The 25,491-nt window shown below is 60.5% G+C and carries 29 protein-coding genes; 14 read left to right on the forward strand and 15 right to left on the reverse strand.

Annotated elements, in window-relative coordinates:
• Positions 1 to 202: 202 nt before the first annotated feature.
• Both NIM86_RS07350 and NIM86_RS07355 read left to right on the forward strand, forming a co-directional pair.
• A complete protein-coding gene (locus tag NIM86_RS07350) occupies positions 203 to 1,429 on the forward strand; it encodes an ammonium transporter (RefSeq protein ID WP_253380477.1) in 1,227 nt (408 codons plus the stop codon).
• Positions 1,430 to 1,564: 135 nt separating this feature from the next.
• Positions 1,565 to 3,760 (forward strand): esterase-like activity of phytase family protein, encoded by a 2,196-nt coding sequence (locus tag NIM86_RS07355; RefSeq protein WP_253380479.1) that lies wholly within the window; start codon positions 1,565 to 1,567, stop codon positions 3,758 to 3,760.
• Between the two features lie 74 nt (positions 3,761 to 3,834).
• On the opposite strand, the gene rpsP is transcribed toward NIM86_RS07355, so the two are convergent.
• The 5 genes from rpsP to NIM86_RS07380 form a co-directional block, all read right to left on the reverse strand.
• Complete coding sequence (gene rpsP / locus NIM86_RS07360; protein WP_253380481.1) at positions 3,835 to 4,242, reverse strand: 30S ribosomal protein S16; 408 nt, start codon at positions 4,240 to 4,242, stop codon at positions 3,835 to 3,837.
• Positions 4,243 to 4,290: 48 nt separating this feature from the next.
• Positions 4,291 to 4,605: a chorismate mutase gene (locus NIM86_RS07365; protein ID WP_253380483.1), complete on the reverse strand. Its 315-nt coding sequence runs from the start codon at positions 4,603 to 4,605 to the stop codon at positions 4,291 to 4,293.
• A 7-nt stretch (positions 4,606 to 4,612) separates the two neighbouring features.
• Positions 4,613 to 6,148: a signal recognition particle protein gene (ffh, locus tag NIM86_RS07370; RefSeq protein WP_253380485.1), complete on the reverse strand. Its 1,536-nt coding sequence runs from the start codon at positions 6,146 to 6,148 to the stop codon at positions 4,613 to 4,615.
• Positions 6,149 to 6,397: 249 nt separating this feature from the next.
• Positions 6,398 to 6,910: an SRPBCC family protein gene (locus tag NIM86_RS07375; RefSeq protein WP_253380487.1), complete on the reverse strand. Its 513-nt coding sequence runs from the start codon at positions 6,908 to 6,910 to the stop codon at positions 6,398 to 6,400.
• Complete coding sequence (locus NIM86_RS07380; protein ID WP_253380489.1) at positions 6,903 to 7,226, reverse strand: helix-turn-helix transcriptional regulator; 324 nt, start codon at positions 7,224 to 7,226, stop codon at positions 6,903 to 6,905. The genes NIM86_RS07375 and NIM86_RS07380 overlap by 8 nt, the downstream gene beginning before the upstream one ends.
• A gap of 186 nt (positions 7,227 to 7,412) precedes the next feature.
• Between NIM86_RS07380 and NIM86_RS07385 the strand changes: the two genes are divergently transcribed.
• Positions 7,413 to 8,234: a lytic transglycosylase domain-containing protein gene (locus NIM86_RS07385; protein WP_253380490.1), complete on the forward strand. Its 822-nt coding sequence runs from the start codon at positions 7,413 to 7,415 to the stop codon at positions 8,232 to 8,234.
• Positions 8,235 to 8,300: 66 nt separating this feature from the next.
• Here the strand turns inward: NIM86_RS07385 and NIM86_RS07390 are convergent, their stop codons facing one another.
• Both NIM86_RS07390 and NIM86_RS07395 read right to left on the reverse strand, forming a co-directional pair.
• Entirely contained in the window at positions 8,301 to 8,945 is a 645-nt protein-coding gene (locus NIM86_RS07390; RefSeq protein ID WP_253380492.1) for a carbonic anhydrase, read from the reverse strand.
• Between the two features lie 141 nt (positions 8,946 to 9,086).
• The gene (locus NIM86_RS07395; RefSeq protein WP_253380495.1) at positions 9,087 to 9,950 is read right to left on the reverse strand and encodes a PfkB family carbohydrate kinase; all 864 of its coding nucleotides are present in this window, start codon (positions 9,948 to 9,950) and stop codon (positions 9,087 to 9,089) included.
• A gap of 117 nt (positions 9,951 to 10,067) precedes the next feature.
• On the opposite strand from NIM86_RS07395, the gene NIM86_RS07400 reads away from it, so the two are divergent.
• Both NIM86_RS07400 and ppa read left to right on the forward strand, forming a co-directional pair.
• Positions 10,068 to 10,574 carry a GNAT family N-acetyltransferase gene (locus NIM86_RS07400; RefSeq protein ID WP_253380496.1) on the forward strand — a complete coding sequence of 169 codons (507 nt, stop codon included), beginning with the start codon at positions 10,068 to 10,070 and terminating at the stop codon, positions 10,572 to 10,574.
• Positions 10,575 to 10,770: 196 nt separating this feature from the next.
• Entirely contained in the window at positions 10,771 to 11,298 is a 528-nt protein-coding gene (ppa, locus tag NIM86_RS07405; RefSeq protein WP_253380498.1) for an inorganic diphosphatase, read from the forward strand.
• Between the two features lie 60 nt (positions 11,299 to 11,358).
• Here the strand turns inward: ppa and NIM86_RS07410 are convergent, their stop codons facing one another.
• The 6 genes from NIM86_RS07410 to hemC all read right to left on the reverse strand — a co-directional run bounded on the left by NIM86_RS07410 (position 11,359) and on the right by hemC (position 17,857).
• A complete protein-coding gene (locus NIM86_RS07410; protein ID WP_253380500.1) occupies positions 11,359 to 12,102 on the reverse strand; it encodes a glutamine amidotransferase in 744 nt (247 codons plus the stop codon).
• The gene (locus NIM86_RS07415; RefSeq protein WP_253380502.1) at positions 12,099 to 12,599 is read right to left on the reverse strand and encodes a TerB family tellurite resistance protein; all 501 of its coding nucleotides are present in this window, start codon (positions 12,597 to 12,599) and stop codon (positions 12,099 to 12,101) included. The genes NIM86_RS07410 and NIM86_RS07415 overlap by 4 nt, the downstream gene beginning before the upstream one ends.
• Before the next feature lie 15 nt (positions 12,600 to 12,614).
• Entirely contained in the window at positions 12,615 to 14,249 is a 1,635-nt protein-coding gene (locus NIM86_RS07420) for a heme biosynthesis protein HemY (protein ID WP_253380504.1), read from the reverse strand.
• Positions 14,246 to 16,078, reverse strand: a complete 1,833-nt coding sequence (locus NIM86_RS07425) for a COG4223 family protein (protein WP_253380507.1) — start codon at positions 16,076 to 16,078, stop codon at positions 14,246 to 14,248. The genes NIM86_RS07420 and NIM86_RS07425 overlap by 4 nt, the downstream gene beginning before the upstream one ends.
• Positions 16,079 to 16,216: 138 nt before the next feature.
• On the reverse strand, positions 16,217 to 16,918 hold the full coding sequence (locus NIM86_RS07430) for a uroporphyrinogen-III synthase (protein ID WP_253380509.1): 702 nt from the start codon (positions 16,916 to 16,918) through the stop codon (positions 16,217 to 16,219).
• A gap of 3 nt (positions 16,919 to 16,921) precedes the next feature.
• Entirely contained in the window at positions 16,922 to 17,857 is a 936-nt protein-coding gene (gene hemC / locus NIM86_RS07435; RefSeq protein WP_371872857.1) for a hydroxymethylbilane synthase, read from the reverse strand.
• A gap of 62 nt (positions 17,858 to 17,919) precedes the next feature.
• Between hemC and tsaD the strand changes: the two genes are divergently transcribed.
• The 7 genes from tsaD (at position 17,920) to NIM86_RS07470 (ending at position 22,872) form a co-directional block, all read left to right on the forward strand.
• On the forward strand, positions 17,920 to 19,092 hold the full coding sequence (gene tsaD / locus NIM86_RS07440) for a tRNA (adenosine(37)-N6)-threonylcarbamoyltransferase complex transferase subunit TsaD (protein WP_253380513.1): 1,173 nt from the start codon (positions 17,920 to 17,922) through the stop codon (positions 19,090 to 19,092).
• On the forward strand, positions 19,089 to 20,093 hold the full coding sequence (locus tag NIM86_RS07445; protein ID WP_253380515.1) for an NAD(P)H-dependent glycerol-3-phosphate dehydrogenase: 1,005 nt from the start codon (positions 19,089 to 19,091) through the stop codon (positions 20,091 to 20,093). The genes tsaD and NIM86_RS07445 overlap by 4 nt, the downstream gene beginning before the upstream one ends.
• Positions 20,094 to 20,113: 20 nt before the next feature.
• Positions 20,114 to 20,413 carry a YciI family protein gene (locus NIM86_RS07450; protein ID WP_253380517.1) on the forward strand — a complete coding sequence of 100 codons (300 nt, stop codon included), beginning with the start codon at positions 20,114 to 20,116 and terminating at the stop codon, positions 20,411 to 20,413.
• Positions 20,413 to 20,850 carry an EVE domain-containing protein gene (locus NIM86_RS07455; RefSeq protein WP_253380519.1) on the forward strand — a complete coding sequence of 146 codons (438 nt, stop codon included), beginning with the start codon at positions 20,413 to 20,415 and terminating at the stop codon, positions 20,848 to 20,850. Before NIM86_RS07450 ends, NIM86_RS07455 begins: the two co-directional genes overlap by 1 nt.
• 24 nt (positions 20,851 to 20,874) lie before the next feature.
• Entirely contained in the window at positions 20,875 to 21,540 is a 666-nt protein-coding gene (locus tag NIM86_RS07460) for a methyltransferase (protein ID WP_253380521.1), read from the forward strand.
• The gene (locus tag NIM86_RS07465; protein ID WP_253380523.1) at positions 21,537 to 22,400 is read left to right on the forward strand and encodes a DUF1028 domain-containing protein; all 864 of its coding nucleotides are present in this window, start codon (positions 21,537 to 21,539) and stop codon (positions 22,398 to 22,400) included. The genes NIM86_RS07460 and NIM86_RS07465 overlap by 4 nt, the downstream gene beginning before the upstream one ends.
• 70 nt (positions 22,401 to 22,470) lie before the next feature.
• The gene (locus NIM86_RS07470) at positions 22,471 to 22,872 is read left to right on the forward strand and encodes a DUF1761 domain-containing protein (protein WP_253380525.1); all 402 of its coding nucleotides are present in this window, start codon (positions 22,471 to 22,473) and stop codon (positions 22,870 to 22,872) included.
• 13 nt (positions 22,873 to 22,885) lie between these two features.
• Here NIM86_RS07470 and NIM86_RS07475 read toward each other — a convergent pair whose 3' ends face one another.
• Both NIM86_RS07475 and NIM86_RS07480 read right to left on the reverse strand, forming a co-directional pair.
• On the reverse strand, positions 22,886 to 24,124 hold the full coding sequence (locus NIM86_RS07475) for a phosphopentomutase (protein WP_253380527.1): 1,239 nt from the start codon (positions 24,122 to 24,124) through the stop codon (positions 22,886 to 22,888).
• 13 nt (positions 24,125 to 24,137) lie between these two features.
• Positions 24,138 to 24,620 carry a L,D-transpeptidase gene (locus NIM86_RS07480; protein ID WP_371872858.1) on the reverse strand — a complete coding sequence of 161 codons (483 nt, stop codon included), beginning with the start codon at positions 24,618 to 24,620 and terminating at the stop codon, positions 24,138 to 24,140.
• Between NIM86_RS07480 and NIM86_RS07485 the strand changes: the two genes are divergently transcribed.
• On the forward strand, positions 24,564 to 24,707 hold the full coding sequence (locus NIM86_RS07485) for a hypothetical protein (RefSeq protein WP_253380531.1): 144 nt from the start codon (positions 24,564 to 24,566) through the stop codon (positions 24,705 to 24,707). The genes NIM86_RS07480 and NIM86_RS07485 overlap by 57 nt on opposite strands.
• Before the next feature lie 56 nt (positions 24,708 to 24,763).
• Positions 24,764 to 25,447 carry a response regulator transcription factor gene (locus NIM86_RS07490; RefSeq protein WP_253380533.1) on the forward strand — a complete coding sequence of 228 codons (684 nt, stop codon included), beginning with the start codon at positions 24,764 to 24,766 and terminating at the stop codon, positions 25,445 to 25,447.
• Positions 25,448 to 25,491: the final 44 nt, after the last annotated feature.

Below are 25,491 nucleotides of genomic sequence, written 5' to 3' on the forward strand. Positions count from 1 at the left end.
GCGGTCGAGGTTGAACAGGCGCCGGGAATGGCTCCGAGCCATTTTTCGGCATGTCTATGCGCAGATGCTTTCGATTTAAGCAGTTCGACTTGCCTAAGCCCGCTGCTCCGCGCTAAACGGCTGTGCCTTTGCCTGATTATTGACCATTCAAGTGCGCGTTCTGAGGGGAACGCCTGGGCGAAGTTCGGAGGGGAACTAACGCATGACCAACGCCATTGGCGCGGACGTCTTTTTCGTCCTTCTCGGCGCCATTCTCGTCTTCGCCATGCATGGCGGCTTCGCTTTTCTGGAAGTCGGGACGGTTCGCCATAAGAACCAGGTCAACGCGCTGGTGAAAATCCTCGTCGATTTCGCGCTTTCGACCCTTTCCTACTTCTTTATCGGCTATCTGGTTGCCTACGGCGTCACCTTCTTCGTCAACGCCGCGACACTGTCGGGCACCGAGGGAGGCGATGTCTTCGCGCCGCAGGGCTTTGCGCTGGTCAAATTCTTCTTTCTGACCACTTTTGCCGCAGCGATTCCCGCCATTATTTCGGGCGGCATTGCGGAGCGCATGAAATTTGCGCCGCAGGCTTTGGCAACGGTCATACTCGTCAGCTTCGTCTATCCCTTTTTCGAGGGGATCGTCTGGAACAATAATTTCGGTATCCAGTCGGCCGTGGAAGCCATGTTCGGCGCGCCGTTCCATGACTTTGCCGGTTCGGTGGTCGTGCATGCTGTCGGCGGGTGGATTGCCCTTGCCGCGGTTCTGCTGCTCGGCGCGCGGCTTGGACGATACCGCCCGGACGGCAAGAGCCAGGCCTTTCCCCCTTCGTCCATTCCCTGGCTGGCCCTTGGCTCATGGCTGCTTTGCACCGGCTGGTTCGGCTTCAACGTGATGAGCGCCCAGTCGCTGGAGGGCGTCTCCGGTCTTGTCGCACTCAATTCTCTGATGGCGATGGTCGGCGGTATCGTGTCGGCGCTGATCGCCGGTCGGAACGATCCAGGTTTCGTTCATAACGGAGCGCTGGCGGGCCTCGTCGCCGTCTGCGCCGGCTCCGATGTTTTTCACCCGATCGGGGCTTTGATTACGGGCGTGGTGGCCGGTGTGGTTTTCGTGCGCGGGTTCATCTGGTGCCAGGAGCGGCTGAAAATCGACGATGTGCTGGGCGTATGGCCGCTGCACGGACTTTGCGGCCTCTGGGGCGGGATTGCGTGCGGAATCTTCGGCCTGCAATGGGCCGGCGGTCTCGGTGGCGTTTCGTTTATGACGCAGCTTGTGATGAGCGTTGCGGGCGCAGCCTATGCGTCGATTGCCGGCTTCATCGTCTACGGCATCATTCGCGCACTAATGGGGCTTCGTCTTTCCGAAAGCGAAGAGATGCGGGGAGCGGATCTCTCCATTCACAAGATCGGCGCGAATCCTGAGGAAGAAATCCGCCGCGCCTGACGGTGCAGCGGCCATTTTCACGCTTATTCGGTCAATCCTTGAACGAGGCGGCCTCGCGGCGTGCGGCATTTGTCATGGCGCTGTCATGCAATCGCATTAGTCCGCCGGTCATTCCGTTCAATCAAGGAGAGACCCATGACGATCCGTGTTCTGTCATCCGTGTCGCTGGTCGCGCTGGCCGCCGCTTTCACCCATCCCGCCTCCGCCGAACAAGTGTTCAACCGGATCGCCTCCTTTCCGGTGAACACCAATCTAGGCGCTGACGAAGATCAGGCGACGGAAACGAGCGCAGAGATCATTGCGGCAAGCGAGGACGGCAATATGCTCGTCTATACGGACAGCCCCGCCGAGCGCGTGGGATTTGTCGACATCACCGATCCGAAAAGGCCGCAGGCCGCAGGCTTCGTTGCAACGGATGGCGAACCGACCTCAATTGCTGTTTCGGGCATGACGGGTTTTGCGGGCGTAAACACTTCGGAGAGCTTCACCGCGCCATCGGGCTATCTTGCCGTAATCGACATCGCCGCAAAGAGCCTAACAAAAAGCTGCGATCTTGGCGGTCAGCCCGACAGTGTCGCGATCAGCAAGGATGGTAGACGTCTCGCCATCGCCATCGAGAATGAGCGCGACGAAGACCTTAATGACGGCGTCATTCCGCAAATGCCTGCAGGTTATGTTGCCATCGTGCCTTTGACGGATGGCCAGCCCGACTGCGAAGCGATGATCAAGGCAGACGTTACCGGACTTGCCGAGATTGCCGGCGACGATCCGGAGCCGGAATTCGTCGACTTCAACGAAGCGGGCGAGATTGCCGTCACTCTGCAGGAGAACAATCACATCGTGATTCTGAACGGTGAAACCGGCGATGTGATCAACCATTTCTCCGCCGGCACGGTCGATCTGGACAAGATCGATACCAAGGAGGATGACGCAATCTCCTTCGACAGCTCGGCGGAAGACGTTCGCCGCGAGCCGGACGCGGTGCAGTGGATCGACAATGATCGCCTGGCGACCGCCAATGAGGGCGATTATAAAGGGGGTAGCCGCGGCTTCACGATCTTCACCAAAGCCGGTGACGTTGTGCAGGAAAGCGGGCCGTCCTTCGAATATGAGGTCGCACGCGCCGGGCACTATCCGGAGGGTCGCTCCGAGAATAAGGGCGCCGAGCCAGAAGGCATGGAAGTCGCCACCTTCGGCGATTCAAATTACATGTTCCTTCTTTCCGAGCGCGGTTCCGTCATCGGCGTCTATGGTATTGATGGCGACGGTCAGGCGGTCTTCAAACAGCTTCTGCCGAGCGGGCTTGCGCCGGAAGGCGCTATCGCCATTGCCTCGCGCAATCTTCTGGCCGTTTCCAATGAAGCCGACCTGATCGAGGATGGCGGCGTGCGCAGCCATGTTACGCTTTACGAATTCGCAGAGGGCGAGACGACCTATCCGCAGATCGTTTCAGACGACGATGAGAACGGGACACCTATCGCATGGGGCGCGCTGTCCGGCCTTGCCGCAGACCCGGCGGACCCCGCCAAGCTCTACGCCGTCAACGACAGCTTCTATGCTGGCGCGCCTTCGATCTTCACCATCGACGCCTCACAAACGCCCGCCCGGATCACAAAAGCGATTGCGGTCACAATGGATGGCGAGCCGGCCAAAATGCTCGATCTTGAGGGCATCGCGACGGATGGCGACGGTGGATTCTGGCTGGCGTCGGAAGGTCGCACCGACAAGGAAATTCCACACCGCCTGCTTCATGTCGACGCGAGTGGCGCGGTGGTGGAAGAAGTCGTTCTACCCGACGCCCTTCTCGCCCATGAAAAGCGCTTTGGCATGGAGGGCGTCACCAAGCTGGACGATACGCTCTATATCGCAATCCAGCGCGAGTGGGGCGACGATCCGGACGGCATGGTGAAAATCCTTGCCTATGACCTCGCCGGCAAGAGCTGGTCGGCGGCGCATTACCCGCTGGAGAGCGCGGAGACCGGTTGGGTCGGCTTGTCGGAAATCACGGCTCACGGCGATAATCTCTACATTATCGAGCGCGATAACCAGATCGGCGAAGCGGCGAAGATCAAGCGGCTCTATCGCGTTTCGCTTGCCGGCGTGGAGATGGCCGAACTCGGATCTGAGCTGCCCGTCCTGAAGAAAGAGATGGTTCACGACTTCATGGACGATCTGAAAGAAGGCAACGGCTATGTGGTCGACAAGATCGAAGGCTTCGCCATTGGCGGCGACGAACGTGGCTGGGCGGTGACGGACAATGATGGCGTCGACGATTCCAATGGCGAGACCCGCTTCTTCACCATTGGCGAGATTGCCGTTTCGACCAATTGATCGATCCTAGGTTCGCTCAACGAAAAAGGCCGGGAAAAGCGCCCGGCCTTTCTGCGATTGACGTAACGAGCGGCTTATTCTTCAGCCGCAGCCTCTTCCGAGGCTTCTTCGGGCTCGGCGCTGGCTTCGGCGGCCGCTGCCGCAGCTTCTTCCTCGGCAGCCTTGCGTTCGGCTTCACGCTCCTGCGCCTTCTTGCCGGGCTTCGCCTTTTCCGGATTGTTGCGCGCTTCGCGCTTGGCCAGTCCGGCCTCGTCGAGGAAACGCATCACGCGGTCGGTGGGCTGAGCGCCTTTTTCAAGCCATTCCTTGATCCGGTCTTCCTTCAGTTCGACGCGCTTTTCGCCCTTCGGCAGCATTGGATTCCAGAAGCCCAGATCCTCGATAAAGCGGCCATCGCGCGGCGAACGGGAGTCAGCTGCGACGATGTGATAGTAAGGGCGCTTCTTGGAGCCTGCGCGAGCGAGGCGGATTTTGATGGCCATTGTGTTCGTTCTCCTTGAATGTCGTGATTTGGCTATCGTTGGTGTGTTTCAGCTCTCCGCCTTCACATCCTCGGCGATCCGTTTGTGATGATGGATCACCTCGCGAATGATGAAGGCGAGGAATTTCTCAGCGAAATCGGGGTCGAGATCGGCGTCTTCCGCCAACTGGCGCAGACGGGCGATCTGCTTCTTTTCGCGATCGGGGTCGGAGGGCGGCAGATCGTGTTTTGCTTTCAATTCCCCCACGGCCTGTGTGCAGCGAAAGCGTTCGGCAAGCGTATGGATCAGCACCGCATCGAAATTGTCGATCGATTGGCGGTAGCTGGCAAGCAGTTCGGCTGCGCGGGTGGTGTCGTCAGTCATGGCCGGCTCACTTCTTCTTGCCCGGCAGGCCGGGAAGGCCCGGCAAGCCGCCCGCACCCGGCAATCCCGGAAGGCCGCCGGGCATTCCGCCGCCGAGACCGGCTGCCTGCGCCTGCTTGGCCATCTGCTCGATCTGCTTCGGGTCCATTTTGGAGAGGTCGGGCATTCCGCTGCCCATACCGCCAGGCATTCCCATCTTGCCGCCCAGCATGCCCATCATCTGGCGCATCTTGCCGCCGCCCTTCTTGCCGCCCACGGCCTTCATCATGTCGGCCATCTGCTTGTGCATCTTGAGCAGTTTGTTAATCTGTGCGGCGTCGGTGCCGGAGCCTGCGGCGATGCGCTTCTTCCTGCTATGTTTGAGAAGAGCGGGGTTCTCGCGCTCCTGCCGCGTCATAGACTGGATGATCGCGATCTGGCGGTCGAAGAGCTTGTCGTCGAGGCCGGCAGCGGCCATCTGATCCTTCATCTTGCCCATGCCGGGCATCATTCCCATGATACCGCCGAGGCCGCCCATTTTCTGCATCTGGCGAAGCTGGTCGGCCAGATCGTTCATGTCGAACTTGCCGGCGGCCATTTTCTTGGCCATGGCCGCTGCTTTTTCGGCGTCGATCTGCTCAGCGGCGCGTTCGACCAGCGAGACAATATCGCCCATGCCGAGAATACGGTCGGCGATGCGCGAGGGGTGGAAATCCTCCAGGGCGTCCATCTTCTCGCCGGTCCCGATCAGCTTGACCGGCTTGCCGGTGACCGAGCGCATGGAAAGTGCTGCGCCGCCACGTCCGTCGCCGTCCATCCGGGTCAGGACGATGCCTGTTACGCCGACAGCCTCGTCGAAATTTTCCGCCAGCGTCACGGCGTCCTGGCCGGTCAGGCTGTCCGCGACGAGCAGGATCTCATGCGGATTGGCCGAGCGCTTGATGTCGGCGGCTTCGGCCATCAATTCAGCGTCGATCGAGGTGCGACCCGCCGTATCGAGAATGACGACATCGTAGCCGCCAAGCTTAGCCGCCTGCACTGCGCGCGCCGAAATCTCGACCGGTGTTTGTCCGGCGATGATCGGCAGGGTCGCGACATCGACCTGCTCGCCGATCTGGCGAAGTTGCTCCTGCGCGGCGGGGCGGCGCGTATCGAGCGAAGCCATCAGGACTTTGCGTCCCTGGCGCTTCTGCAGCCGCAGGCCGATCTTGCCGGTGGTGGTGGTCTTACCGGAGCCCTGCAGGCCGACCATCATGATGACGACCGGCGCGGCGGCATTGAGATCGATCGGATCGGCGTCGGAGCCGAGCATCTCGACCAGTTCGTCATGGACAATCTTGACGACCTGCTGGCCGGGCTTGATCGCCTTAAGCGTCGAAACGCCAACGGCTTTTTCGCGAACGCTCTCGGTGAAGGAGCGGACAACCGGCAGCGCGACATCGGCCTCGATCAGCGCGCGCCGCACTTCGCGCAGGGCGGCCTGTACGTCCTGTTCGGACAGCGCACCACGACCGGTCAGGCCGTCGAGAATTCCGGACAGGCGATCCGATAGGCTGTCGAACATTCGGTTACTCCTTTGCTCCGCAGATACAACGGAGAATGGGAACGGTTGCGTCTCCGAACAAGCGGACAAAGCACAAACGCACCCGAGGGCGCATCGCGCTGTCGGGTGTTGACCTCCGGGGTCCGCGCCGTTCTCCGCTATCGGAAAGGTCGGCCCCGGTCGGCTTCGCAAAGCTGTCCGCTCTTCGAAATCGCGCGGGTCTTAGGCCAAAAGCGTGGCAAAGGCAAGGTCGGCTGGTTCATCCGACCGCTATTTGGCGGGAGTGTCCTCTTCCGGCGGCTCGAACCGCTGATCGCTGGGCCATTGTTCTTCAGAAAGGACGCGACCGGTTTCGACGAGCGTCTTCAGATTGGAGAGCACGCCCGGCCAGCCTTCCGTCACGCCCTTGTGCATCGTCGAACCTTCATCCAGCATAGAATGGGTCACGGTCAACTTGGTGTCCGGTCCAAGGGCAATGAGATCGTAAGTCACTTGCGAGGGGTGAGGTTCGCCCCATTCATGGTCCTCGGCATTCCATGTGACGACAAGCTTTCTCGGTGGGTCGATCTCGACGACGTGGCCGCGAATGTCGACGATGCCCGAGCCGTCCGCGCGTATATGCTCCCACAAGGCGCCCTTCGTCCAATCGGAGCGGTTTTCGTGGTTCCAATATCGTCCGGTCATTTCCTTATCCATCAGCGCATTCCAAACCGTTTCGGCCGATGCCGCGATGTAGATTGTGTAGACAAAGTCAGGCGCATTGCCCTTTGGCTCGTCAGCCATGTCTTTTCTCCTTGCGTTCTGCGTTTCGTTTGATGTCTGCGAGATTTTCCAGGCGGGCATCCTCGAACTTGCCGACCCAGCGATGGACGATTTCCGCGATCGGCATGGGGTTGAGGTAGTGGCGTTTTTCACGGCCATGCCAGTGCACTGAAATCAGGTTCGCATCTTCCAATATGCGCAGATGCTTGGAGAGCCCCTGACGAGACATGTCGGCATCGTTTGTCAGCTCGCCGAGCGTCTGCCCGTTTCGCAGAAACAGACGATCCAGAATGGCCCGCCTTGCAGGATCGGCCAGAGCGCGAAAAACATCATCCATGGTCCAGTTAATGCAACTATTTGGTTGCATGTCAATGAGCGGTCGCTTGCCACCGTCGTGTTGGCGAGGCGTTGCCATCGGCGGCCAATCCGTTAATCTTCGCGTGATAGTTCAAAATCCGGCCCTATTGCGTCATTATGGCCGTTAGCAACCCGTCCCATTCCATTTCTGGAGGAACTGCGCCCCATGGCCAATATTCGCCCGGTCCGTATGATGACCGGAACCGTTCTCGCTCTTGTCCTGGGCCTGACTGCCGCTCAGGCCGCGCCGCGCTGCGGCAACAACGCGTCCGGCTTCGATCAGTGGAAGCGCGACTTCGCACCCGTCGCGCAGGCCAACGGTGTCGGCCAGCGCGGTTTGAAAGCGCTTTCCGGCGCGCGATATAACAGTTCGACAATCAAGGCCGACCGTGCTGTGAAGAAGGGCGGTTCGGCCTTCTCGATGTCGCTCGGGACCTTCTGCAAGAAGCGCGGTTGCGATGCGATCGTTCGGATCGGCAAGCAGAAGAAGAAGCAGAATGCACGGCTTCTGGCCAATATCGAGCAGCGCTACGGCGTACCCGCAGGCCCACTCATGGCGATCTGGGGCATGGAAACCGGGTTTGGACGGTTCACCGGAAACGAGCCGGTGATCTCATCGGCGGCGACGCTGGTCTATGATTGCCGGAGGTCCAACTTCTTCCTGCCGCACCTGATCGCAGCGCTCCGCATGGTCGATAGCGGCGTCTTCTCGTCCAGCACGAAGGGCGCGGCACATGCCGAATACGGTCATACGCAGTTTCTGCCGAACAACATTCTGCGCTTCGGAGTCGATGGAAACGGAGACGGCCGCGTCGATCTGAAGAATGCGACGGATGCGCTGTATTCGACGGCAAACTTTCTTCGGGCCCATGGCATGTCGCGAAATTATCAACCCGGACAGGGCGGTTTCCGCGGAATCCAGGGGTGGAACGCGGCATCGGTCTATCAGCAGGCAATTGCCCAGATGGGCGCCCAGATCGACGGCTGATCCCGCCGACAATCAAACAAAAAAGCCGGTGCGAGAGCGCCGGCTTTTTTTGTTCTCACGCGATAATCACGAAGCGTCCATCTGCTTTTCGAACTCGCCGCTTCCGGTATTGAGCGTCCATAGTTCACCGGTCGAAATATCGAACCAGCCTCCATGGAGCGAGAGCTTGCCCCTTTTCTCCAACTGATCGACGCAAGGGAAGGTGCGGAGGTTCCGGATCGAATGTTTGACGGCCGTGCGCTCCAGCGCGGTCTGTCTCTCGGTCTCGTCTTCGATGGCGCGCGCGCGAACCTGCTCGGCGGGCTCCTCCAATAGGCCGATCCATTTGCCGATAAAATCGCCTGGCGAAAGCGGCTCGGAGGGGTTCAGTTTGGCAGCGATGCCGCCGCAGCGGCCGTGGCCCATAACCAGGATATGCTGGACACGCAGCGCCTGCACGGCAAATTCCAGCGCCGCTGAGGTGGAGTGGTAATCGTCATCCGGTGCATAGGGCGGCACCAGATTTGCGACATTGCGGATGACGAAGATTTCGCCAGGCGCTGAATTGAAGATCACTTCCGGGGCGGCGCGGCTGTCGCAGCAAGCGATGACGAGTGTGGAAGGTTTCTGTCCTTCCTCGGCCAGTTTGCGATAGCGCTCGGTCTCGAAGGAGAAGCGGCCGCGCATGAATGCGGCGTATCCCTGCGCGAGATGATCCGGGAGATGACCCATCGGCGTTCGTCCTTTCCTGTTCCGTCGCAGCCTCTGCTATGGGTATTTCAGGCGCAGATGGCAATCGGCAAAGCCTCGGAAAGTCCGCTCGGTTTACCTGTCTGACGCCAAGAGCACCAAATTTGAGCGGAAAAGCTCAGTTCAGTCATTGCCCGGCATGGCCAGCGAACGGTCCGTGACCATCGCCATCGGGCGGGCGAGACACGCCTGCTCGGTGGCCAGGGCCAATTCGTCCAGACCCGCCCTGCGCGAGCGAGCCAGCATTTCGAAGACGGAGGCCGTCGCTGCGGAGAGCGCTTTGCCATCGCTCTGGCCCTCCAGCAGCCTTGCCAAAAACAGAGCGCTGAAAAGGTCGCCCGGTCCGTGAGGCGCGTCGGGCACGATTCGGTTCTCCGTCAATTGCGCGCGTCCGTCGCTTATCAGGAGATTGCCGATCGCGCCCGTCATCAAGCCGAAGGCCGACGTCACGACAAGGCGCGGCAGTTTGAGCGAGCGTCCGGCGTCGAGCAGGGCATTGTTGTCCGGCAGGTTGCCGCCGGTCAGCAATTCCAGTTCATAGCGGTTGGGCGTGGCGATGTCGGCGAGAGGCAACAGCTTTTCGGCGATGGCATCGATGACTCCTTTGGGTCGATACGCCCCGCCGGCATCCCCGATCACGGGGTCGCAGAGATAAAGCGTTTCGCGGTTTGTCCGTTTGACCGCCGCGACGAAGCCGGCGAGCGCATCGACCTGCGCTTCATCGGCCAGCCAGCCGGAGAGGATGGCCGCGGGGGCAATGTCATCGGCTCGTGAGAGAAGATCGTTCAGCAAACATTCGAATGCTCGGCTATCGGTCGGAACAAACGTGCCCGCGCCATGGCCGGGGTGCCATGGCAACAAAACAGTCGGTACGGCGACAAGGTCGCGTTGTCGCGCTTGCATGGCGGGCATGATCGCGCGAAGCCCGACCGTGCCCCGTGCGACCATGGAAGACACCGCGATTACCGGACCTTCGATTGCCGTCATGTTGTCTCCCTCGGAAAAGTGTGCGCGTCGAATTTAGTGGATCGCGACGATTTCGCGAGCCGACCGCCATTCGACATCTTGCCTATCGCCGGATCGGCTCTCTATGGTTAACCAGTCATGAACACGCTTTCGATCGACATAAGGAATGCGTCAAGATCCGACGCAAGCGGCATTGCGGCAACGCACCACGAATCGTGGCGTGGCGCCTATGCCGGTATTATTCCGCATACTGCCCTTACGAAGATGATCGCTCAGCGAGGGGAAGACTGGTGGGTTCGCGCTCTATCTCGTTCAGCGTCGGTTCTGGTGGCCGAATTTGGCGATGAAATCGTCGGCTATACGACCTATGGCCGGAACCGGACAAAAGAATTGCCTCAGAAGGGCGAGGTGTATGAGCTTTATCTCCACCCGCAATATCAGGGTATCGGTATTGGCAGCCGGCTGTTCGCCGCTGCACGCCAAAAGCTCGAAGACTCGCATCTGAACGGCACAGTGGTCTGGGCGCTGGAAGACAATCATATCGCGCAGCAATTTTACGCCGGTCACGGCGGCCATGACATTGCCGAAGGCGTCGAGCAGCTTGGCGGCGCATCGTTTAAAAAGGTCGCCTTCGTCTGGGCCTGATCGATTTGTAACGCTTACGTCTTGATGCGTTCAGGCATGTGCGCGCAGTAAATGACGCTCACAGGGCGGTCACAAGCTCATCGTCATACCAATTGCCTGTGCCGCTGCCGATTGCATGGGCTGGCCGCCTTCGCTATCAGGACGCCATTCGATGTCTCCAGGGTTCACGACCCTGTTTCAATAGACTGGAGCCTTTATGCGTATCGACGCCATTTCCATCGGCGAGAACCCGCCAGAAGACGTTAACGTCATTATCGAAGTGCCCGTCGGCGGCCATCCCATCAAATATGAAATGGACAAAGAGGCCGGCGCTCTCGTGGTCGACCGCTTCCTCTATACGCCGATGACGTATCCGGGCAATTACGGCTTTGTACCGCATACGCTTTCCGACGACGGCGATCCCATCGATGTGATGGTGCTGAACACCCGGCCGCTGGTCCCCGGTTGCATCATTAATGTGCGTCCGGTCGGCGTTCTTTTGATGGAAGATGATGGCGGCGTGGATGAAAAGGTTGTCGCCGTGCCCAATCATCGGCTGACCAAGCGATATGACGGTGTCAACGATTTCAGCGATCTGCCGGAGATCACCCGCCAACAGGTCGAGCATTTCTTTGAGCACTACAAGGATCTGGAACCCGGAAAGTGGGTGAAGATCGGTGACTGGCACGGAGCCGATTTCGCCAAGGAAAAAATCTCCGAGGCTATCGAGCGGGCGAAAAAGTAGGCGGCCGGCTTTTCACGATAAGCTTTCGAGGCGGGTCGATGTTGTCGATCCGCCTTTTTGTTACGCTTCAGCCTCGATGAAGAGGCGCTGCAGTAGTGTGACTGCAAATTGCCGCAAGGGAGCGTCGTGGATGAGACGGCCCTGAAGGCTCTCTCGTGCAGATTGTGCGCCAGGCATCTGAAATCGCTCGTGGGCCTTGACGACCCAGCGATGCAGCATGACCGCCGTCAATTCGGGATGAAACTGCACTCCGATCGCCTTCGGCCCAACAGCAAAGGCCTGGTTCGGAAAATGATCTTCGCCTTTGGCAAGAAGCGTGGCGCCCGTTGGCAGGACGACACCCTCCTTGTGGAATTGCAGCACTTTTGCCGGCCAATCGGCGATATAGGAAGAGCCGTCGCTCGTCGGCTCCAGATCGTACCAGCCATATTCCGCCCGGCCTTCGGCGTGAGGGTGAACCCGCCCGCCAAGGTGATTGACCAACATCTGCGCGCCAAGGCAAAGGCCGAGAAATGGACGACCTTCAGAGAGCGGAACGGCAAGCCAGTCCGTTTCGCGCCGGATGAACTCCTCATTGTCGTTGGCGCTCATCGGCCCGCCGAACACAACTGCGCCGGCATGACCCTCCAGCGTGGAGGGGAGCGCATCGCCGAGGGGCGGGCGGCGAATGTCGAGTGGAAAACCCATCTCGCGCAGCAGGATGCCGACCCGACCGGGGGACGACGTTGCCTGGTGCAGGATAACAAGAACCGGTCTGTATGCGACCTTTTCATCACCATTTGGCCGAAGCGGCGGTTCGATCATCGGGATTGCGGCGCGCTCTCATCGCTTTCAGGGCGCGGCCTAAGTGAAACCCCTAGCCGCGCGACGGCGTCCTGCCGTTGGTGGATGCGTTCACGTCCCGCGACGCCCATCAATTCGGAAATGCGCCAGACGAGATTGTCTTCGAGTTCATGGGCCATGCCGTCCGCATAGGCCATTTCCCAGAGCATGCCGATAAAATCGTTCCGCTCCCCGATCTCGAACTCGCGTTTGAGAACAGAGGTGAACGCGTAAAAATCGGCGCTCTCAGCGGCGGCGGACTTACCCTCTGCGACGAGCGCTTCGATCCTCTCCTCATCCAGACCGAAACGTGCCGCCAGATTGGCACGTAGCCGAGCTTCTTCTTCCGGCTGACGGATGCCGTCTGCATCCATGAGGATGACCAGCAACGCCGCAGCAGCGCGGCGTATGTCACTTTCGCTCGTTTTCTCGTTTGCCGAATCGGGCAGACGAAAAAGTTCGGTCAGACGTTGTAACATGACGGATCTTGACTGCTAAAACAGGCGATAACGACTGTCCTTTTGGGGTGGGGGACCGACCGGACCCGGATCATCCGGCGGGCCTGGCCGGTGGATAGGCGCAACCGCTGGCTCGGCGGACACCGGTTCCAGCGGCTCTTCTGCGAGCGGTGGCGCGTCATTCGAGGCATCAGGGCCCGTGGAGACAGGTGCTTCGCTCGGCAGGTCAGGCTCGATCTCGTCGACTGACAGGGAGACATCCTCAACAGTGGTGTTCGGACGGCTCTCGGGAATGGCGCGATCGGCCTCGATGATCGGGATTACCGGCACCGTGGCGTCATATTCGAATGCACCGACAGGTTTGCCGTCCACAAGCGGCAGCACCTGCTCGACCGGCACACGCCATTCGAACGCATCGAGACGGCCGGTAACCGGGCTGATCGGCGCCCAGTGCTCCGAGACATAGCCGTCGGCCGTCCAGGCCGGGTCACGCGGCGCCTTGACGGCTTGGGCGAGCCAATGGCGGACACGGCCTTCATCGCCGGTCTGCTCATCCTCGATGTCTGCAAGAAGAAGGAAAGCGCTTTCGCGCGGCTCGGTCCTGACGACCGGTTCGATTTTCTGGCGCGCTTCGTCATATTCGCCAGCTTCGTAAAGTGCGCGGGCAAGCACCAGTGCCGCGACGCTGTTCTGTGGCTTCCACTGCTCAAGCTTACGGGCGCGGATCAATCGGTCCTGAACCGGATCGCCCGGCCGCAAATGGAGATAGAGGTCACCAATTTGCGGATGCGGTTCGCGCTTCCAGGCTGCTTCCAGAACTTTACCAGCGGTGCGCGTGTCGCCCTTGCGGATTGCCGCCTTGGCTTGCGCCAGAACCGCCGGTACGAACTCCGGCTGCATGGAAACGGCTTCAGCGGCGAGAGACCTCGACCGCGCCGGATCGGTATCGACGATCTCCATCGACTTGGCGGTCATCAGAACGGCGCGCTGGCGCTCGTAGATTTCCTTGGCGATCTGCTTGGTCGCCAGCTGCCGGTCCAGCAATGTAAGCGCACCATCCCAATCGGCGTTGGCGGTGCGCGCCTCCATTGCCGCGCGCGACGCCCAATCAAGCTGCGGAGCGTCCTTGGCAGCCAGCTCCGCAAAATGGCGGGCGGCTCGCGTCTCGCCAAGCTTTTGCGCTTCGAGATAAAGCCCATGCAGACCGAGCGGCCGAGTTTCGGGGTCTTCCAGCATGGCCTCGAATTTATGGCGGGCCTTGTCGTGATTGCCTTCGAGCAAAGACGTCTGCGCATCGAGCAAATGCAGAAGCGGTTCCGTTGAGGGGTCGAGATTCTGCAGAGCGCGCGCATTCATCTTGCGGGCCAGACCGCTATCGCCAGCGCCTATCGCGATCATGCCGGTCGAAAGCGCCTGATAGCCACGATCGCGCTTGCGCGACCGGAAATGCCTGGTCAGCCGTTCGGGGCTGCGGATGATACCCTTGATGAACCACCAGGCGATCATGGTCGCGGCGATCAATGCAACGATAGCGACTGCGGCAAAAAGGAGTGAGACCTCCAGCTCAGTGTCGGATAGCGTGACCATGACGCTGCCTGGCAGATCGGCCACCCACGCGAAAAGGCCGGCAAGGCCCAGCACCAGCAGGAAAAAGAGGACGAGTTTGATCATCGTGACTGCTCCGTCCCGGTGGTCGCGGGTTCGACCTGTTCATCCTGCGGTGCGGCATCGGCGGCTGCTGCCGGGCCAGCATCGTTGGAAGGCGCGTCTTGCGGGGAAGTTTCGCGACCCGGGGCAGTTGGCAACTCACTCGTTTCTGTCGATGTGGCGTCAGCAGTCGGCGCGCGAGAAGTGGCGACCGCTTTGATCACTGCGGGAAGATTGTCGCGAGCCTCAATGGTTGCGCGCAAATCATTCACGAAAGCATCTCCGGTCTGCTGAACATCGGGCGGAAGCGTTTCATACTCCACAAGTCCTTCCTTCAACCCGCCCGCCTGGACGGCGTTTTCAAACCGCGTAATAGCGCTTTGTGGCCCTTCTGCCTTCGGATCACCGACCCGGCGTATCGTGACGAGCGATCTGGCACCGTCCCGAAGCTGCTCCAGCAGGCCGCCATCGCTTGCGGCAGCGGGTTGAGGAGATGCAGCTTCGCGCATCGCGTCCGCGACGTCTGGAACGGCCTCAGCCAGTTGCGCTTCGGTTTTGACGCCACTGTCAGCATAGGTTGCGAGCGCTTCAACAGCTTCGCCGCCGGCACCGAGCGACTGCGCCGTCTGCAGTTCGTTTTCGAAGGGTCGACCGTTTTCAACCGCACTTCGAAGAGCCGAGGCGGCAATCGCCCGCGCAACTTCCTCTTGCGCGCGATTGGCATCGGCGAGTTGCTCCACCTGCGCAATGCGGCCATCCAGATCGGAGACCTTTTCGGACGTGGCGCCAATTTGCTCTTGCGCCTCGGTCATGCTGCCGGAAAGATTTTCAAAACTGTCACCGATCTCCGTCAGGGACTGTTCCAGCCTGGTCGCGGCGTCCTCCCGGTCGCTCGCAGCACTTTGCAGATTTTGCTGCAGGGTTGTCAGTTCTTCCCGCAGGCTGGCGATGCGTTGGTCGATATTTGAGAGAGTCTCGTCAGTCGCCGCGTTCTGCTGTGCGCCGGCGGCGGTCTGGTTGTCGATTTCAGCGGTTTCGAGCGCTGAAACTCTGTCGGAAAGAGCTTGGAGGCCTGCTTCTTCACCGGCACCTCCGCTTGAAACCGTCTCACGCAACTGCTGCACTTCTTGCTGAAGAGCGCCAAGATCGTCAGCAGCGGCATTGTTTTGCGACACGGTATCGAGTTGCGCAGCAAGACCAGCCTTCAGATCGTCTACCTCCTGCTGAAGCCGTTCGATCTGCGGCCCGGCAGCCTGTTGTTCACCGGTCAGTGGAATATAGCCGAGGCCCACAGCAGTACCGAGTGCGAGCGCCACCAGAAGCGCGCCAAGCAAAAACGCCGTCAATCCGCCCATGCCTGAACGGGCGGGCGCTGTCGCGGTAACGGGTTCGGCGTGTTGTCTGCCATGTTTCGTTTCGGTTTCGGCGGTCTCCGGATCGGAAGGGCGCATTTGATCCGCTTCGCCTGTTCCGGTCGTTTCTCCCAAGGCCGCAGTCTGGTCAGCGACAGCGGAATCGCTGGCGACTTCGTCAAGCACAGGCTCATTCGCTGTCGCTTGCTCGCCTTCCTGCGCGCCGGTCTGTTCATCGATGACGTCGGTAGATGGTTCTTCGACGCTACTCTCGGTGATCGAAATATCCTCGTCACCGTCGCCTGATCCGGCTGTTACGTGATCATCTTCGGGCTCAGGAACGTCATCGGGCTGCATGGGTGTCGGTTCGGCTGCTTCCGCCGCCGCGCCATCCGATCCGGTCTCACTCTCGTCCAGCCGCTTTACGTCTTCGCCATCCAGATCGATGGTGACGGGATCGCGATTGACGGCGGAGTGACGGTCGCCGGGCTTCTTCGCCATTCAGGGGCTCCGAGAAAAGTAAGGTCCACAAAAATTCACCGGCAACGGATCGCGGAACGATGTCGCCAAGTCATAAGCGTAGCGCGAAATTTGCGTTTCGCCAGCTTGTAACAGCGCTTTGATATAGATCGCTAGTGTTCATCGGCGGGCAATTTCATCGAGAAGCGTTAAAGCGGCCTGTTCGGTGGCGTTCCTTGCAATTTCGCAAGTGCCGCCGGCCTCATCGGCAATTCGCCGGGAAAAGCAGAGGCGAACAGCATTTTCGCCCAAGCGCTCCTTTTCGGTGAGCGCTCGGAACAGACGCGCTGCCAAAGTCGATGTCAGCAGAACAACATCGATGGGTATCGCGCGCAGATTGTTCAGATCGGTATCTGGAATATTCTTCTCGCGCGTGTCGTAAATTTCCCTCGTGACGATCTCCATACCTACCTGTCTCAAGCGCTCCTCAATATGCTTTCGACGGACTCTGCCAGCGAGATACAGAAGGCGCTGCGGCGCTCTATCGATCAGTGTGTCGGTGAGCGTTTCGGCGTCGCCGCCAAGCGCCTCGGCATGGGTAAACCCACGATCTCTCGCAGCGTTTGCGGTCGCCGATCCGACGGTCCAGACCGGTAGATGCCGGAGACCGGACGCTTTTGCCTTGGGCAGGTGGCGTATTGCATTGGCGCTTGTAAGGATAACGGCGTCAAAACCCTCGGCGGGCGGCAGATCGGCATCGAGGCCGGATATCGTCGTCAGAGGAAGGAGATGGGCGTCGTGGCCATGCTCCCTAATGGCTCGCGCCGTCCGTTCGGCCCCCGGCATCGGGCGGGTAACGAGTACGGACAGCCGGCGCGCCACGGTTCAGGTCCAGCTGGCGAAAAAGTCCGGCCCGGCCCGACGGCGCAGTTCTTCGCCGGCTTGCCGGCCTATCGCTGCAGCGTCGGCGGCGGGGCCGTCCGTCTCGATCTCATGGGCATCCCTGCCATCCGGTGTCAGAATCATGCCGGAAAAGAGGATCTTGCCATCAGAAAAACGGGCGTGACCAGCAATCGGGGTCCGGCACGAACCGTCCAGCGCTGCGAGAAAGGCACGCTCGCAAGCGAGCGCAGACGCCGTTTCCTCATGGGCGATGGGTAAGAGCAAGGCGTCGACCCGCTCATCGCCGATCCGGCTTTCGATACAGATGGCGCCCTGGCCCGGCGCAGGAGGAAAGCTCGTCAGCGGAAGTGCCTCGGTGACCTGATCGGCCAGGTTGAGGCGGCGTAGGCCGGCCATCGCGAGCATCGTGCCATCGACCTCGCCGGCTGCGAGTTTGCGCAGTCGGGTCGGAACATTGCCGCGGTACAGAACGACGTTCAGGTCGGGACGCATTCGCCGCAGAAGCGCCTGTCGGCGAAGCGAGGACGAGCCGACCGTGGCCCCTTGCGGCAAATCCAGCAGCTTTTGCGCCGAATGCCCAATGAAGGCGTCGCGCGCATCCTCGCGCGGCAAAAAACAGGAGAGATGGAGGCCATTCGGCAGTTCGGTTGGCATGTCCTTGGCCGAATGCACGGCCAGATCGATGCGGCCATCGGAGAGGCGTTCCTCGATCTCCATCGTGAAAAGGCCCTTGCCGCCGACCTCGGCCAGCGGGCGGTCCTGAATGCGGTCGCCGGCAGTGGAGACGACTTCGATCTCGAAAGCATCTTTTGGCAGACCATGCGCCGCCATCAGCCGGGTACGGGTCTCGTGCGCCTGAGCCAGCGCAAGATCGCTACCGCGGGTTCCGATGCGGATAAGGTCCGTTTCCATCGCCATGCCGTCCGTGTTAGGTGCCGCTCGGCGCATGCCGCGCCGCCGTTGCCATAAACCGAGCGAAGATGCCCGACAACCCAGCCGCTGAAGTTGAATTCCCTGTTACGGTTCCGCCGAAACGTGCCGGCGAGCTTCTGGTTCTCGGTATCGAAACAAGCTGCGATGAGACCGCTGCCGCCGTGCTGTCGGGGGCGGGCTCCGATGGCGGTCACGCGCCAGAGACGCGGCTGCTTTCCAATATCGTCCTGAGCCAGATCGAAGAGCACGCGGCATTTGGCGGCGTGGTGCCGGAGATTGCCGCACGCGCTCATGTCGCCGCACTCGACGGGATCATTAAAGCGGCTCTTCAGGATGCTGGCGTTGAACTTCCCGATCTCGATGCCATCGCGGTGACGGCAGGCCCCGGTCTCATCGGCGGGCTCATGGCGGGCTTTACCACGGCCAAGGCGCTGGCTTTTGGGGCTGACCTGCCGCTTTTGCCGATCAACCACCTTGAAGGCCATGCCTTGACTGCCCGCATGACGCACGGGCTGGCTTTTCCCTATCTGCTGCTGCTTGTCTCCGGCGGCCATACGCAGATTGTGCTCGTCCGTGGCGTGGGCGATTACGAACGGGTCGGCACAACAATCGATGATGCGCTCGGAGAAGCTTTCGACAAGACAGCGAAATTGCTTGGCCTTCCCTATCCAGGCGGGCCAAATGTGGAGAAGGCGGCGCTTGCCGGGGATGGAGACCGCTTTCCGCTGCCGCGGCCTTTAAAGGGAACGGATCGTCCGGACTTTTCTTTTTCGGGACTGAAGACCGCAGTGCGTCAGGCGGCGCAAAGCGTCGCGCCGCTCAGTGAAAAGGATGTCGCCGATTTGTGTGCCTCCTTTCAGGCAGCGGTGCGCGATACGCTGAGCGACCGGGTTGGCCGCGCGCTCGACCGGTTTGCCCGCGATTATCCCTCGGTTGCGTCGCCGGTTCTGGTCGTCGCCGGGGGCGTCGCCGCCAATTCCTTTCTGCGGAACGGGCTGGAGGCCCTTTGCCGGGAAAAAGGGTTTTGGTTTGTTGCGCCGCCATTGGCGCTCTGCACCGATAATGGCGCGATGATCGCTCATGCCGGTATGGAGCGGCTGCTGGCGGGATTGACGCCCGATCCTGAAGCGGTTTTCGCAATGGCGCCGCGTTCGCGCTGGCCATTGGACGAAAGCGCCACACCTGTCGTGGGATCGGGGAAAAGAGGAGCCAAGGCGTGAGCAGCGTTGAACCAACAAAAGGTCCTGTCGCGGTGCTGGGTGCTGGCGCGTGGGGCACGGCATTGGCCGTATCCGCCCACCATGCGGGCCACGAAGTGCGTCTATGGGCCCGTGATAGCGCGCTTGCCGCAGAAATTGACCATCATCGCACCAATCGCCGCTACCTGCCCGATGTGCTCCTCCCGCCGACGCTCAACGCGTCGGACTCGCTGAGTGACACTTTATCGGATGCAGCGCTCGTTCTTTCGGTGGTCCCAGCTCAAGCGACGCGTACGGTGCTCGCTGAGGCTGCTGCCGATCTGCCGAAGGGCACGCCCTTGGTTCTCTGTGCCAAGGGGATCGAGCAGGACACGGGAAAGCTGGTGAGTGAGCTGGCCGCAGAAACCTTGCCCGATGCGCCGCTTGCTGCTCTTTCCGGCCCATCCTTCGCCGCCGATGTGGTCCGTGGCCTGCCGACCGCCGTCACCGTGGCTTCAGCTGACGGTGAACTGGCACAGCATCTTGCCGAGATGCTCAGTGCCCCGGCTTTCCGCTGTTACTCCACCGATGATCTTGTCGGTGTCGAGGCCGGCGGGGCACTGAAGAACGTGCTGGCGATCGCGGTCGGCGCAGCCGCTGGCGCCAATCTCGGGGCCAGCGCCAGGGCCGCACTCGTGACACGCGGTTTCGTTGAGTTGCGGCGCCTCGGCGTCGCGCTTGGCGGACAGGCAGATACGCTGATGGGGCTATCTGGTCTTGGCGACCTCATTCTGACATGCAGTTCGGAACAGTCGCGCAATTTCACCTACGGTGCCGCCCTGGGACGCGGCGAATCCACTGACGGGCTAAAGCTGGCGGAGGGCGTCGCAACCGCTTCGATCGCGGCAAAACTCGCCGATCGATATGATATCGATACGCCAATCATCGATGCCACTGTGGCTCTTCTGGCAGGTGAAAGCTCCGTCCGCGAACTGGTCGCCAGCCTGATGGCGCGGCCGGTCAAGCCCGAAGACCATATCTGACCCAACCGGAGAGAGAGTTCATGCACTACGCCCTTATCTGCACCGACAAGCCGGACAGCGTTTCTCTTCGCATGGAGACGCGCGAGAAGCATCTGGCCTGGCTGAAATCCTATCCGGGTGATGGGGAGGTTGTCGCTGCGGGACCTTTTCTCGACGATAGCGGCGCAATGACCGGCTCCATGCTAATCGTCGAGGCGCCCGACCGCCAGGCCGCAGAAGCGATAGCCGCCGACGATCCCTACGCCAAAGCGGGACTTTTCTCCGCAGTCGAGATCAAGGCGTGGAAATGGGTTGTCGGCAACCCACAGGACGCGGCCTGATGCAATACTGGCTGTTCAAATCCGAACCGTTCAAGTTCTCTTGGGACGACCTCGTTGCTAAAGGCAAGCGGGGAGAGGAGTGGGACGGCGTCCGTAACTATCAGGCGCGCAATAATATGCGAGCGATGCAGGTGGGCGATCGCGGCTTCTTCTACCATTCCAACAAGGGGCTGGAGGTCGTTGGAATTTGCGAAGTCTGCGCACTTGCCCATCCGGACTCAACGACCGACGATGCGCGCTGGGAATGCGTCGATATCCGCGCTCTTGCACCTATGCCCGACCCGGTCACGCTGAAAGATGTCAAAGCGAACGAAGCCCTTTCGGAGATGTCCCTGGTAACCTCGATGCGCCTTTCCGTGCAGCCGGTGAAGGCGGATGAGTGGGCTGAAGTCTGCCGGATGGGCGGCATCGATCCCGACAGCCTGAAGCCGGTCTGACCGGGCGCGGCGCGGCAAGTCGATATGGTGACGCCAGCCAGTGCGGAAGCGTTCATTCTGGCCAACACCGTGCCGCATAGACCACCGCACGTGCCCGAAATCACACTTCATCTCGCCGATGAAGCCATCGCGCTCTGGCAGAAGACAGAAGACGAGCTTGAAGCGATTGGTCTACCCCCGCCTTTCTGGGCATTTGCCTGGGCCGGTGGGCAGGGACTCGCCCGATTCCTGCTCGATCACCCCGAGATCGTCTCCGGAAAATCCGTTCTCGACTTCGCCACGGGCAGCGGACTGGTCGCGATTGCCGCAATGAAAGCTGGCGCTGCGCGTGTTCTTGCCGCCGATGTCGATCCTTTCTGCGCCGCCGCCGTTCGGCTCAATGCTCGGGCCAATGATGTTGCAGTCGAATTTACCGAAAACGATTTAGTCGGACACGACGAGGGGTGGCCTATCGTTCTTGCCGGCGACGTTTTTTACGACAAATCAATGGCCGAAACGCTCACGCCGTGGTTCGATACCCTCGCCTCCCGCGGGGCGCGGGTTTTGATCGGCGATCCGGGTCGGGCCTATCTGCCAAAGCGGGGCATCATTGAAATGGCTTGCTATGAGGTTCCGGTAAGCCGTGCACTTGAGGATGCTGAGATAAAGCGCACGACGGTTTGGCAGTGGAAAGGACAAGATCACTCATGACCTATTCGATTATCGGCCGCGACAGGGACAGGGGCGAAATCGGTTGTGCCGTCCAATCAAAGTTTCCTGGCGTTTCATCGGTCGTTCTGCACGGGCGCGGTGGTGTCGGCGCGGTGACGACGCAGGGCTTCGCCGATCCGTCGGCCGCCGCCAAGATCCTCGATCTGATCGGGCGCGGTGCGAAAGCAGATGAAGCCGTTACTATCGCGGTGCGCGACCTCGACGGCGTCTCGGAGCGGCAGTTCGGCGTCATGGCGATGCATGGCGAAGGGGTTGGTCATACCGGTGCCGCGATGGACAATTGGAACGGCTTTGCCGCTTGCATACCGGGCAAGGAATGTCTGGTCGGCGGAAATGCCCTCGCTGGCGAAAACGTCCTGACTGCGATGATCATGGCATACGAGGCGACGTGTGAACTGCGATTACCCGACAGATTGATCGCGGCGCTGCGGGCGGGACGGGATGCGGGCGGCGAGTTGCGCGGCCAACAGGCTGCCGGCCTTCTCGTTGTCAAGGAGGAAGGCGGCTATGGGGGCCTCTCCGACCGCATGGTCGATATCAATATCTACGATCATGAGGAGCCGATTGAAGAACTGGCGCGGTGCTTCAAACTTCATCGGCTGTCCTATTTTTCCTCCGAACCCGATAAGATGGTGACAATCGAAGGTGAGATCGCCGAATTCCTGAAGGCGCTTATGAAGCGGCAGGGCTACGAAACATCTGACGGCGATGGCTGGGTCGAAGCCGATACGGATGGTTTGGCCCGCTTCATGGGCGAAGCCAATTACGATAACCGGATTCATTATGACGGGCGCATCGATAGCGAGGTGCTCGACGATTTGCGGGTGCGATACGGCTAAGCTGACAGCGTGTCATTGACCCGCCGTCTCAGTCGGTCCAGCTTGGCGGAATTCGTTGAGGGAGGCGATCATGACTGTGAACTGGCTGGCCATTTTTGTCGCGGCAATCGCCGCGTTCGCCTTTGGAGCGGCATGGTACATGGCGCTTTCGAAGCCATGGATACGCGTCGCCCGCGTCAATACGGAAGCGATGAACCGCAAGGATCCTACGCCCTTCATCGTGTCCTTCGTCGCCGAATTGGTGATGGCCTGGGTTCTGACCGGAATCATTTTTCATGCGACGGACGGCGCGATGGGTATATCCGAAGGGCTGCTATCGGGTCTTCTGGCGTGGCTGGGCTTCATGCTGACGACTATCGCGGTGAACCAGCGCTATCAGGGGTTCTCCTGGACCCTGACCGTGATCGATGCAGGGCACTGGCTCGGTGTCGCGCTGATACAGGGCGCTATTCTCGGCTGGATGGGCGTTTAATCATCTCAACCAATCAGACCCGACCGATCGGCTGGCCATGTGTTCCGTTCGGAATGCGCAGGTGGCTGGCGATTGTCTCGCCAATATCTGCGAAGGTTTCGCGCATTACGGCAAGCCCCGGCGCGGTTTCCGCGCCGGTCATGAGCACCGGAACGCGTTCGCGCGTGTGATCGGTGCCCGTCCAGGTGGGATCGTTGCCATGATCAGCCGTGATGATCAGAAGATCGTCCGGGCGTAACCCACCCAGAATTTCCGGAAGCCTTGCATCGAACCATTCCAGTGCGGCGGCATAGCCGGCCGGATTGCGCCGGTGGCCATAGAGTTGGTCGAAATCGACGAAATTGATGAAAGCAAAGCCGCCATCGGGCAGTTCGTCGAGCGCCTTGAGAGTTTCTTCCATCAGCGCCGGGTGGCCGGACACCTTGCGGGTATCGGTGACGCCGCGATGGGCGAAAATATCGGCCACCTTGCCAATGGCCCGCACAGCGTGGCCGGCGCCTTCCAGCCGATCCAGAACCGTCGGTTCGGGCGGCGGCACAGAATAGTCCCTTCGATTGCCGGTGCGTTCGAACGTTTCGGGATTTTCACCCAAAAAGGGGCGGGCGATAACACGGCCGATCTTGTATTTATCAGCAAGCTTGCGGGTGGCTTCGCACAGATCGTAGAGCCGTTCCAGCCCAAAGTGTTTCTCATGGGCGGCGATCTGGATCACGGAGTCGGCCGAGGTGTAGACAATCGGCTTGCCGCTTTCGATATGCTCCTGTCCGAATTCTTCGATGACGCCCAGTCCTTCGGCGTGACGATCGGCGAGGATGCCCGGCAGGTTGGCAGCGGCGATCATGCCGTCGCGCACATCGTCGGGCAGGGTGGGTATCGTCTTCGGCAGATAGCCCCAGTCGAACGGCACCGGCACACCGCCGATCTCCCAATGACCGCTGATCGTATCCTTGCCCTTGGAAACCTCGGTCGCCGCGCAGGCTCGACCAATGAGGTCAGTTTCTTCTGAAAACCCGTCCGGCCACTCTCCCGTCGCCTGATGGGCGGCATGGCCGATCCCCATCTTTTTCAGGTTGGGCACGCGCAATGGGCCGCTTCTGTCCTTTGTGTCGCAGCGGCCTTGCGCACAGGCTTCGGCGATATGCTGGAAGGTCGCCGCTCCGTCATCGCTATGCTCGCCATTATAGTATTCGGCGGCATCCGGCGCGCCGCCGATGCCAAAACTATCCATCACGATCAAAAAAGCGCGCGCCATCAGACCACCTCAGCTATCGCCGCACGATCAGCATGCGGCCAGATGTCAGATAGGGTAGCAGGCGCGCCATGTCCCGTGGTGCAATCGCGATGCATCCTTCGGTCGGAGGATAGTTTTTCTCGGCGAGGTGGAAGAAGATTGCGCTGCCGCCATGGCGCACGCGCCGGCAGTAATTATAATCGAGTACGACACAGCAATCATAAAGCCGATCCGCACGCGCCATTTTCTCGCAACTTGCCGCGAAAGGCCGTTGGACTAACCGGTTATAAGCAGGATGGTCTGGCGCGTCACACCATCCATCATTGCGCTTTATCGAATAAAGCGAGAGCGGACCGGTTTGCCGCCAGCCGCGATCTGAGCGGCGGTAGCCGAACAGGATCGGGTGACGGCCAAGAGGGGTTCCGCCATCGCCTTCACGTTTCCGCGACACGATGCCGGCATGGCCGAGCGCACAGCGAAAACTGAGCGGGCCGAGGTGCAGGCGACCGTGATGGATAGCGCCCGCCGAGCGGTTGACGACAAGCGGCGCGCGCCGAAAACGCCTGCCAGTGAATGGAACGTTAACGCGCTTGGTGTTTCCTAGGGCTTGAGTCTTCCGGTATCCGCAGTATTTTTTCACCCTATGTCTCCGAGGCGCCCATGACCACGCGAACCATTCTCGTCGTCGATGACGACGATACATTAAGGCAGACGCTCGTCGAGCAGCTCGGCCTCTATGATGAGTTCGAGGTCATCGAAGCCGATTCCGCGACGGCTGGAATCAATATGGCGCGCACCAATGTGGTCGATCTGATCATCATGGATGTCAACCTCCCGGATCTCGACGGACGCGAGGCCGTCAAAATGCTGCGCAAGAACGGGCTGCGCACGCCGATCATCATGCTGACCGCGCAGGATACCGATTCCGATACTATCCTCGGGCTGGAATCGGGCGCGAACGATTACATCACCAAGCCATTCCGCTTTGCGGTTCTGCTGGCGCGCATCCGGGCGCAATTGCGCCAGTTCGACCAATCGGAAGACGCCAGCTTCACGGTCGGGCCCTACACGTTCAAGCCCAAGCAGAAGGCCTTGTTCGACCGCAATGACGGCAAGATCAAGCTGACGGAAAAAGAAGCGAATATCATCCGCTACCTGATCCGCGCCGACCAGCGGGTGGTGACGCGGGACACGCTTTTGGAAGAGGTCTGGGGCTATAATAGCGGCGTTTCGACCCATACGCTGGAAACGCATGTCTACCGCCTGCGCCAGAAGATCGAGCGCGATCCGTCCAATTGCGAAATCATCGTGACCGAAGGCGGCGGCTACAAGCTGGTTCCCTGATCTGCCGCTTGCGTGATAGAAGCGGCGCCGAACCCTTCCCAAAA

Origin of the sequence: Notoacmeibacter sp. MSK16QG-6 (genome assembly GCF_024158145.1) — a bacterium.
Taxonomy (GTDB): Bacteria; Pseudomonadota; Alphaproteobacteria; order Rhizobiales; family Rhizobiaceae; genus Notoacmeibacter.

Bases quoted from the DNA above. Each gene is read 5' to 3' on its own strand.
- NIM86_RS07350 (WP_253380477.1), top strand. From the start codon at position 203: ATGACCAACGCCATTGGCGCGGACGTCTTTTTCGTCCTTCTCGGCGCC.
- NIM86_RS07355 (WP_253380479.1), top strand. From the start codon at position 1,565: ATGACGATCCGTGTTCTGTCATCCGTGTCGCTGGTCGCGCTGGCCGCC.
- rpsP (WP_253380481.1), bottom strand. From the start codon at position 4,242: ATGGCCATCAAAATCCGCCTCGCTCGCGCAGGCTCCAAGAAGCGCCCT.
- NIM86_RS07365 (WP_253380483.1), bottom strand. From the start codon at position 4,605: ATGACTGACGACACCACCCGCGCAGCCGAACTGCTTGCCAGCTACCGC.
- ffh (WP_253380485.1), bottom strand. From the start codon at position 6,148: ATGTTCGACAGCCTATCGGATCGCCTGTCCGGAATTCTCGACGGCCTG.
- NIM86_RS07375 (WP_253380487.1), bottom strand. From the start codon at position 6,910: ATGGCTGACGAGCCAAAGGGCAATGCGCCTGACTTTGTCTACACAATC.
- NIM86_RS07380 (WP_253380489.1), bottom strand. From the start codon at position 7,226: ATGGATGATGTTTTTCGCGCTCTGGCCGATCCTGCAAGGCGGGCCATT.
- NIM86_RS07385 (WP_253380490.1), top strand. From the start codon at position 7,413: ATGGCCAATATTCGCCCGGTCCGTATGATGACCGGAACCGTTCTCGCT.
- NIM86_RS07390 (WP_253380492.1), bottom strand. From the start codon at position 8,945: ATGGGTCATCTCCCGGATCATCTCGCGCAGGGATACGCCGCATTCATG.
- NIM86_RS07395 (WP_253380495.1), bottom strand. From the start codon at position 9,950: ATGACGGCAATCGAAGGTCCGGTAATCGCGGTGTCTTCCATGGTCGCA.
- NIM86_RS07400 (WP_253380496.1), top strand. From the start codon at position 10,068: ATGAACACGCTTTCGATCGACATAAGGAATGCGTCAAGATCCGACGCA.
- ppa (WP_253380498.1), top strand. From the start codon at position 10,771: ATGCGTATCGACGCCATTTCCATCGGCGAGAACCCGCCAGAAGACGTT.
- NIM86_RS07410 (WP_253380500.1), bottom strand. From the start codon at position 12,102: ATGATCGAACCGCCGCTTCGGCCAAATGGTGATGAAAAGGTCGCATAC.
- NIM86_RS07415 (WP_253380502.1), bottom strand. From the start codon at position 12,599: ATGTTACAACGTCTGACCGAACTTTTTCGTCTGCCCGATTCGGCAAAC.
- NIM86_RS07420 (WP_253380504.1), bottom strand. From the start codon at position 14,249: ATGATCAAACTCGTCCTCTTTTTCCTGCTGGTGCTGGGCCTTGCCGGC.
- NIM86_RS07425 (WP_253380507.1), bottom strand. From the start codon at position 16,078: ATGGCGAAGAAGCCCGGCGACCGTCACTCCGCCGTCAATCGCGATCCC.
- hemC (WP_371872857.1), bottom strand. From the start codon at position 17,857: ATGGCGATGGAAACGGACCTTATCCGCATCGGAACCCGCGGTAGCGAT.
- tsaD (WP_253380513.1), top strand. From the start codon at position 17,920: ATGCCCGACAACCCAGCCGCTGAAGTTGAATTCCCTGTTACGGTTCCG.
- NIM86_RS07450 (WP_253380517.1), top strand. From the start codon at position 20,114: ATGCACTACGCCCTTATCTGCACCGACAAGCCGGACAGCGTTTCTCTT.
- NIM86_RS07455 (WP_253380519.1), top strand. From the start codon at position 20,413: ATGCAATACTGGCTGTTCAAATCCGAACCGTTCAAGTTCTCTTGGGAC.
- NIM86_RS07460 (WP_253380521.1), top strand. From the start codon at position 20,875: ATGGTGACGCCAGCCAGTGCGGAAGCGTTCATTCTGGCCAACACCGTG.
- NIM86_RS07465 (WP_253380523.1), top strand. From the start codon at position 21,537: ATGACCTATTCGATTATCGGCCGCGACAGGGACAGGGGCGAAATCGGT.
- NIM86_RS07470 (WP_253380525.1), top strand. From the start codon at position 22,471: ATGACTGTGAACTGGCTGGCCATTTTTGTCGCGGCAATCGCCGCGTTC.
- NIM86_RS07475 (WP_253380527.1), bottom strand. From the start codon at position 24,124: ATGGCGCGCGCTTTTTTGATCGTGATGGATAGTTTTGGCATCGGCGGC.
- NIM86_RS07485 (WP_253380531.1), top strand. From the start codon at position 24,564: ATGGCCGAGCGCACAGCGAAAACTGAGCGGGCCGAGGTGCAGGCGACC.
- NIM86_RS07490 (WP_253380533.1), top strand. From the start codon at position 24,764: ATGACCACGCGAACCATTCTCGTCGTCGATGACGACGATACATTAAGG.